This is a genomic window from Shewanella sp. SM74 (assembly GCF_025653725.1).
In the GTDB taxonomy this organism is placed as follows: Bacteria; Pseudomonadota; Gammaproteobacteria; order Enterobacterales; family Shewanellaceae; genus Shewanella; species Shewanella oncorhynchi.
Genome location: NZ_JAKKRZ010000016.1, coordinates 112,461 through 119,122, shown reverse-complemented (window position 1 = coordinate 119,122; position 6,662 = coordinate 112,461). Strand labels below are relative to the sequence as shown.

Annotated in this window: 8 protein-coding genes and 1 rRNA gene; 2 read left to right on the top strand and 7 right to left on the bottom strand. The window is 45.8% G+C overall.

Annotated elements, in window-relative coordinates; genetic code table 11:
- Positions 1-239, bottom strand: a 16S ribosomal RNA gene (locus L5M49_RS16650); the annotation flags it as partial.
- Between the two features lie 556 nt (positions 240-795).
- On the opposite strand from L5M49_RS16650, the gene L5M49_RS16645 reads away from it, so the two are divergent.
- Positions 796-1,344, top strand: a complete 549-nt coding sequence (locus L5M49_RS16645; RefSeq protein WP_263209532.1) for a gamma carbonic anhydrase family protein — start codon at positions 796-798, stop codon at positions 1,342-1,344.
- A gap of 134 nt (positions 1,345-1,478) precedes the next feature.
- On the opposite strand, the gene L5M49_RS16640 is transcribed toward L5M49_RS16645, so the two are convergent.
- Both L5M49_RS16640 and aroE read right to left on the bottom strand, forming a co-directional pair.
- Positions 1,479-1,754 carry a DUF1488 domain-containing protein gene (locus L5M49_RS16640; protein ID WP_113941387.1) on the bottom strand — a complete coding sequence of 92 codons (276 nt, stop codon included), beginning with the start codon at positions 1,752-1,754 and terminating at the stop codon, positions 1,479-1,481.
- Between the two features lie 5 nt (positions 1,755-1,759).
- Positions 1,760-2,608 (bottom strand): shikimate dehydrogenase, encoded by an 849-nt coding sequence (gene aroE, locus L5M49_RS16635; RefSeq protein WP_263209539.1) that lies wholly within the window; start codon positions 2,606-2,608, stop codon positions 1,760-1,762.
- A gap of 153 nt (positions 2,609-2,761) precedes the next feature.
- Between aroE and L5M49_RS16630 the strand changes: the two genes are divergently transcribed.
- On the top strand, positions 2,762-3,199 hold the full coding sequence (locus L5M49_RS16630) for a group II truncated hemoglobin (protein ID WP_263192904.1): 438 nt from the start codon (positions 2,762-2,764) through the stop codon (positions 3,197-3,199).
- A gap of 33 nt (positions 3,200-3,232) precedes the next feature.
- Here the strand turns inward: L5M49_RS16630 and hemF are convergent, their stop codons facing one another.
- The 4 genes from hemF to L5M49_RS16610 all read right to left on the bottom strand — a co-directional run bounded on the left by hemF (position 3,233) and on the right by L5M49_RS16610 (position 6,643).
- Positions 3,233-4,141, bottom strand: coding sequence for an oxygen-dependent coproporphyrinogen oxidase (gene hemF, locus L5M49_RS16625; protein ID WP_263209530.1), 909 nt, complete (start codon positions 4,139-4,141; stop codon positions 3,233-3,235).
- Positions 4,142-4,166: 25 nt separating this feature from the next.
- Positions 4,167-4,733, bottom strand: a complete 567-nt coding sequence (locus L5M49_RS16620) for an L-threonylcarbamoyladenylate synthase (protein ID WP_131524496.1) — start codon at positions 4,731-4,733, stop codon at positions 4,167-4,169.
- 147 nt (positions 4,734-4,880) lie between these two features.
- Positions 4,881-5,444, bottom strand: a complete 564-nt coding sequence (locus L5M49_RS16615; protein WP_131524497.1) for a type I DNA topoisomerase — start codon at positions 5,442-5,444, stop codon at positions 4,881-4,883.
- Positions 5,445-5,686: 242 nt separating this feature from the next.
- Complete coding sequence (locus L5M49_RS16610) at positions 5,687-6,643, bottom strand: tyrosine-type recombinase/integrase (protein WP_263266474.1); 957 nt, start codon at positions 6,641-6,643, stop codon at positions 5,687-5,689.
- Between the last annotated feature and the right edge of the window lie 19 nt (positions 6,644-6,662).

The following is a 6,662-nucleotide window of genomic DNA, read 5'->3' as shown; positions in this document are numbered from 1 at the left end:
ACCTAGGTTCATCCAATCGCGGAAGGCCCGAAGGTCCCCTCCTTTCCCCCGTAGGGCGTATGCGGTATTAGCAGTCGTTTCCAACTGTTATCCCCCTCGACTGGGCAGATCCCTAGGCATTACTCACCCGTCCGCCGCTCGCCACCTCAGAAGTAAACTCCCTTGTGCTGCCGCTCGACTTGCATGTGTTAGGCCTGCCGCCAGCGTTCAATCTGAGCCATGATCAAACTCTTCAATTAAAGTTTTGTTRCYTCCGTCTTGCGACTTCAGCGGCTCAATGAATTCTGATTTTTTGTTTCTCGCTAAAGAAACAAACTGTACATATTGCTATGAACACTCATTGTTACATTGATTTAAATTTTTGACTGCCAACCCGAAGGCTAAGCAGTTTCGATTAACTCAACACCTGTGAGTGTCCACACAGATTTCTTGTTTTATCTTGTTAAAGAGCAACTCAACCTCGTAAGAGAACTTGAGTACCACACTGAGCGCCGAACGCTTCCAGGTGGCTAGGGCTGCGTATTCTACGCATTTCCCGTTTCGCGTCAAGGAGTATTTTCAACTTCTTGCTGCGATTGAATTAAGTGGTTAAAAGCCATTCAATTCAATCTAACTCGCCAGCTTGCTTTCGCTGTCAGCCGTGTCAGTGGATGCGCATTATAGGGAGATTGAGAAAGTGCGCAACCCCTATTTTTAAGATAATTGTCATTTTCTCACTGTTCGTTGGATATTTGACCTGACCCGCTAGTTTTTAACCTTTATAATGCAAAAAACCACTCAATTAGGGACTTTTCTATGTCAGGGCCACTCAGAACTTACCAAGGTATTCATCCTCAATTAGGCAATAATGTGTATGTAGATGAAGCTTCGGTGCTTGTTGGCGATATTGCGTTAGATACTGATGCCAGTATTTGGCCTATGGTGGCGGCGCGTGGTGATGTTAACCATATTAGTATTGGTAAGCGCTCGAACGTACAAGACGGTAGCATATTGCATGTAACGCGTAAGTCAGCTGCTCGTCCCGATGGTCATCCACTGATTATTGGTGATGATGTGACTATTGGTCACAAGGCTATGCTTCACGGTTGCAAAGTCGGTAACCGAGTATTAGTAGGCATGGGTGCGATTATTCTCGACGGTGCGATTTTAGAAGATGATGTGATCTTAGGTGCGGGTTCTTTAGTGCCACCGGGCAAGGTATTACAGAGTGGCTATTTATATGTAGGCAGCCCAGTTAAGCAGGCTCGCCCATTAACGCCTGCCGAAATTGCCTTTTTGCCAGAATCTGCCGACAACTATGTCAGACTGAAAAACGAATACTTAGTTGAGTTACAAAACATCTAATCACTTATAGCTAATCTCTTATAGTTAGTCGCTTAGTGTCACTATAGCTATATAAGAAAGGCGGTAGAGACTCATTGAGTCTCTACCGCCTTTTACTATTCGCTGATTCAGAAAACTATCTGAGTTCGATAAGTTTAGCCTAAGTGTACTGCCCCAAACTCATCAAACTCTTCGGCTTCAATTAAGTCTTCCGCCATTTCTTCGGCATCAAATCTCACCGCATCAAACAATGCCAGCATAGCAGCGGCTTCATTGGCACTCGGCTGTTCAGAGAAATCATTCAGCTCGGCTAACTTATTCACACTGATATAGCACTTAATGTTCATCCCCTGTGACTGCGCGATAAAGCAGACTCGCTTGTGGGCGTCGTCCCAATATTGCAGTTCGGGAAAAAGAATACTTTGATTCATGCTTCCTACTTAGGCTCGGCCATGAGTTTATCCCTCAAAAGATTTAATACCACTTGAGTATCGGGCTCGATACCTCGCCATAGGGTAAAACTCTTAGCCGCTTGTCCGACTAACATGCCGAGCCCATCAATAACCTTAGCTGCACCTTGAGATAGCGCCCATTGGTTAAAAGCGGTGACCGAGGCGCCGTACATCATGTCATAACAAACAGTTTGGGTAGTGATGATATGCGCTGGCAAAGTTGGCAACTCGCCCGCAAGACTCGCCGAAGTTGAATTGATGATGATATCGAACTCGCCCACAAGCTCATTCATTTCTACGGCGGTGACTCTATTTGCGAAAGCACCGTTATCCACCGAAGTAAAGATATCGACCAGAAGCTGTGCCTTAGTGTGAGTGCGATTACTGATGATCAGCTGCGCAATTCCCGCATTTAATAACGGTAGAATACAACCGCGCGCCGCACCACCAGCACCCATAAGTAACACGCGCTTATCTTGCAGGCTGCCTAAGTTAGCGATGAGATCGGCCACCAGCCCTAAGCCATCGGTGTTATCACCGCGAATAGTGCCATCGGCCAATAAACTTAAGGTGTTTACCGCGCCAGCAAGCTTGGCCTCTGGGCTGAGACTGTCACACAGCGCAAAAGCTTGCTCCTTAAAAGGCACTGTCACATTCGCGCCCTTGCCGCCCGCATTGAAAAACGCCGTCAGTGAGGCTTCAAAACCATCGACCGGAGCAAGAATGGCTTCATAGGTTAATAACTCTTGGGTGGGCGCGGCAAATTGTCCATGGATGAACGGCGATTTACTGTGGCTAATTGGATTGCCAAACACTGCGTATCTGTCTGTCATAGCGATATTAAATTTTAGGTTCAATAGCTTTGCAGTCTACCGCGCTTTTGAGCCTAGGCAAGACGAATTATGCTCAACTAAATTTCACGCTGGGTTTCACGCTATAATGCGCCATCGGCTCAATACTCTCTATTTTAGTGAACGACTATTCCAATGAACTGGCTTAAAAAGATTTTTAGTAAACACACTCCGCCACAGGATGATCGCGATCCGAGTCAATCTAACGCCTATGATTTAATCGGCGGCGAACAGGTGATACGTGCTATCGCAAAGAGTTTTTATCAGAAGATGGCAAGCTCTGCAGAAACGACAACACTGCTTGCCATTCATAGAGCGCCAATTGCGGAATCAGAGCAGAAGTTGTTCGAATTTTTAAGTGGTTGGCTCGGCGGGCCGCAGCTCTATCAGCAGAAATATGGTCATCCCGCATTGCGAGCACGGCACATGCATTTCGCCGTCGATGAGGCGATGCGGGATCAATGGCTGTTTTGTATGAAATTTGCGATTGAAGAAAACATTAATAAGCCAGAGCATCGAGCCGCCATCTTTGAGGCGATTTCAACTCTGGCCGATCATATGCGTAATCAATAACGTGGATATGGCTCTACTTTTTATGATTAACGGCTAAACCCAGTCGCGGGGTTTGAGGTAGTTATCATACAAATCTGCCTCTGGGCTTCCCGCCTCTGGTGTATAAGCATATTGCCAACGCACTAATGGCGGCATCGACATTAAGATAGACTCGGTACGGCCGCCTGTCTGCAGGCCAAACAAAGTGCCCCTGTCGTAGACTAAGTTGAACTCAACATAACGACCACGGCGATAGAGTTGGAACTGACGCTCACGCTCACCGAACTCAGTATCTTTACGACGCTCAACAATCGGCGCATAGGCCGTTAAGAAGCCATTGCCCACGGCTTGCATAAAGCTAAAGCTTTGCTCGAATCCTGCTTGATTCAAGTCATCGAAAAACAGTCCGCCCACACCGCGAGTTTCATTACGATGCGGTAGGAAGAAATACTCATCGCACCATTTCTTATACTTGGGATAAACCTCATCCCCGAAAGGCGCGCAAATATCCTTAGAAGTCTGGTGCCACTCGCGCACATCTTCCTCGAAAGGATAATAAGGCGTTAAATCAAAGCCACCGCCAAACCACCACACGGGATCGGCGCCCTCTTTTTGAGCAATAAAGAAACGCACATTGGCATGAGTCGTTGGGATATAAGGATTATTAGGATGAATAACTAAAGAAACGCCCATAGCTTCAAAACTACGGCCCGCTAACTCAGGGCGATGCGCCGTAGCCGACACAGGCATAGCAGCGCCAGTCACATGGGAAAAGTTAACCCCAGCTTGCTCGAACACTGCACCTTGGGTTAATACTCGGCTCGTACCACCACCGCCTTCGGCGCGAGTCCATGAATCGGCGGCGAACGTGGCTTGGCCATCCAGCGCCTGTAAACCAGCACAAATTCGGTTTTGTAGATCGATTAAAAACGCTTTTACCACTGCAACATCAGGCACACTCATCTTGTTATCCTTATTATTGGTTTGCTCATTGTCCATTTCGTAAAATCTTACCGCTTCGCGCATCGATAATGGTCGAGGGCTGACGTTGTTCGCCGAGTTCGCCTAATACCAGTGCATCGATTTTACCGGTAAAATCGGCGAGGATTTCAGCGGCAGTTAATGCAGGATCTTCACCTGCAAGGTTAGCGCTGGTCGACACTAAAGGTTTATTAAATGCGCGGCACAGGGCTTGTACTCCAGCATGGGCCGACACTCGCACTGCGATAGAGTCAAATTCGCCACAGAGGTATTTTGAAACATGCGCTTTGATTGGCATGACAAAGGTAAAAGGCCCTGGCCACTTGGAAAATGCAAATTCGAGCTGCTCAGCCGTTAATTGTGATTCATCAACATAGGCTAAAAGCTGCTGAAAATCACTGGCGACTAAGATCAGTCCTTTCTGCCATGGGCGCTGTTTTACAGCCAATAACTTTTGGATAGCAGTGTCATTATCTGGGTCGCAACCTAGGCCATAAACGGCCTCGGTTGGATAAGCGATAACACCACCGTTAAGCACAATATCTTTTATGTCAGATGGGTGCAGCTGCAACATCTTAGGATCACCTTTTGAGTATTGTCGATTTCAACAATCAAATTATTGGATAAATTCGAATACTGACCGCCCCATCAGCGGTCAGCCGAGGATTATACGCAAGCCACTTTCATCGGCCAAATATTAAGATGCAGGTCACACAATAAACTAAAGTGGTCTTTTGTATTTACAGCTTTTTTGCGGGCATTCTAAACGCATCCCAGCCGCACCTTTACGCTCGACTAAGATCCCAAAACCACAACTCGGGCAATCTTCAGCAACCGGAGGATAATTCACAATAAACTTGCACTTAGGGTAAGCACTGCAGGCATAAAAACTCTTTCCGAAGCGACTCGTTCTGTGCTCAAGCTTACCCGCTTTGCATTCAGGGCAAGGAATGTCAGGCTTATCACTCGCTTGATCCTGTTTTTCAATATGCGTGCAGCTAGGATATTGAGTACACCCAATAAAGATCCCAAAACGCCCAGACTTTACCGCCAGTTCGTGACCGCATTCAGGGCATACAGAACCTTCAATCACTTGAGTTTCAATGGATTCGTGCTGCACTAAGGGTCGAGTGTAATTACAGCTAGGGTAATTATTACAGCCAATAAAACCGCCGTGCTTACTGTGTTTGACCGATAACTCGCTGCCACATTCAGGGCAAAGTTCGTATTCTTTTTCCAGTGCGTGTTCGTGGGCACTAAATAATTGTTCATCAATCTTAGACATAATCATTCACCACCTGTCGTAGCGCATTAGGATATCAAGCGCAGTGCCATCAAGGAATTTATGGCATCAAAAAAGGAGGTCTTAGCCTCTTATTAAACCATTTGAAACATAAACCATAAATACATGATTTTATTAAATTTATAAGTTATAACAGTGAGTTAATTTATTTTTTTGCAAACATCAAAACCAATTTAAATCAAAGCAAATCAAACTAAAAAGAACCAATGTGGGCATTTTGTGGATCATACCAACGGATTAAAGCGCGTCGCTTCGAATAAATGGTCAGGTGCCAAATGAGCATAGCGCATGGTCATTTGAATCGAACCATGCCCAAGTATTTTTTGCAATGTGAGGATGTTGCCACCATTCATCACAAAGTGCGATGCAAACGTGTGGCGTAATACGTGACTAGCTTGGCTCTTGGGTAGCTCAATACCAGAAGATTTTAACACAGCAAGAAACGGCTTGTAGCAATCAGCAAACAAGCGGCCATTGCCGCTGGATAGTTTAGCACGCAGCTCGCATGTAATTGGAACAGTACGATTTTTACCATTCTTGGTATCTATAAAATTAATACGGTCTTTTAATATCTGTGAGCTGGTAAGGTTCTGGGCCTCACTCCAACGCGCACCAGTACTCAAGCAGATTTTTACAATCAGCCGCATATCACCAGAGAGCAAACTAAGCAGATGATCAATTTGCGACTTAGACAAAAATGCCATGTCTCTCGCTGGGGTTTTGACTAGCGAAACCGATTTGAGAGGATGCTCGCCAGGGAATTCTCCAGCAGCAATAAGTACGCTGTATACCGAGTGCAGGCGCTCAAACTCCAGATTGGCTGTTTTAGGGGTAATCTTATCTAACCGCCGCGCCCGATAGTTTAAATAAAAGTTGGTGTTAACTTGTTGGCTTTGCGGATTACCCATCAACTTACAAGTGGCAATTAACTTTTTACGAGTGTTTTCACCCTCTTTTAAATTTTTGCCATGTAAATGAAACCAACGCTCAATTAACTCAAGCAATGGGCGCCTATCGATAGGTGCGTCTAGCCATTCTTTATTATGGTGCTGCGACAATATGAACTTTTCATATTTAGTCGCTTCGGTTTTGGTCTCAAACGTGCGTCGATAACGTTTACCATTGCGGCCAGAGGGGCGAATATCAACACGGTAGCCGCCATCAACTTTAGTAATGCTCATTTAAAACCTTAACCTATTG

Coding starts and splice junctions, on each gene's coding strand:
- L5M49_RS16645 (WP_263209532.1), top strand. CDS start 796: ATGTCAGGGCCACTCAGAACTTACCAAGGTATTCATCCTCAATTAGGC.
- L5M49_RS16640 (WP_113941387.1), bottom strand. CDS start 1,754: ATGAATCAAAGTATTCTTTTTCCCGAACTGCAATATTGGGACGACGCC.
- aroE (WP_263209539.1), bottom strand. CDS start 2,608: ATGACAGACAGATACGCAGTGTTTGGCAATCCAATTAGCCACAGTAAA.
- L5M49_RS16630 (WP_263192904.1), top strand. CDS start 2,762: ATGAACTGGCTTAAAAAGATTTTTAGTAAACACACTCCGCCACAGGAT.
- hemF (WP_263209530.1), bottom strand. CDS start 4,141: ATGAGTGTGCCTGATGTTGCAGTGGTAAAAGCGTTTTTAATCGATCTA.
- L5M49_RS16620 (WP_131524496.1), bottom strand. CDS start 4,733: ATGTTGCAGCTGCACCCATCTGACATAAAAGATATTGTGCTTAACGGT.
- L5M49_RS16615 (WP_131524497.1), bottom strand. CDS start 5,444: ATGTCTAAGATTGATGAACAATTATTTAGTGCCCACGAACACGCACTG.
- L5M49_RS16610 (WP_263266474.1), bottom strand. CDS start 6,643: ATGAGCATTACTAAAGTTGATGGCGGCTACCGTGTTGATATTCGCCCC.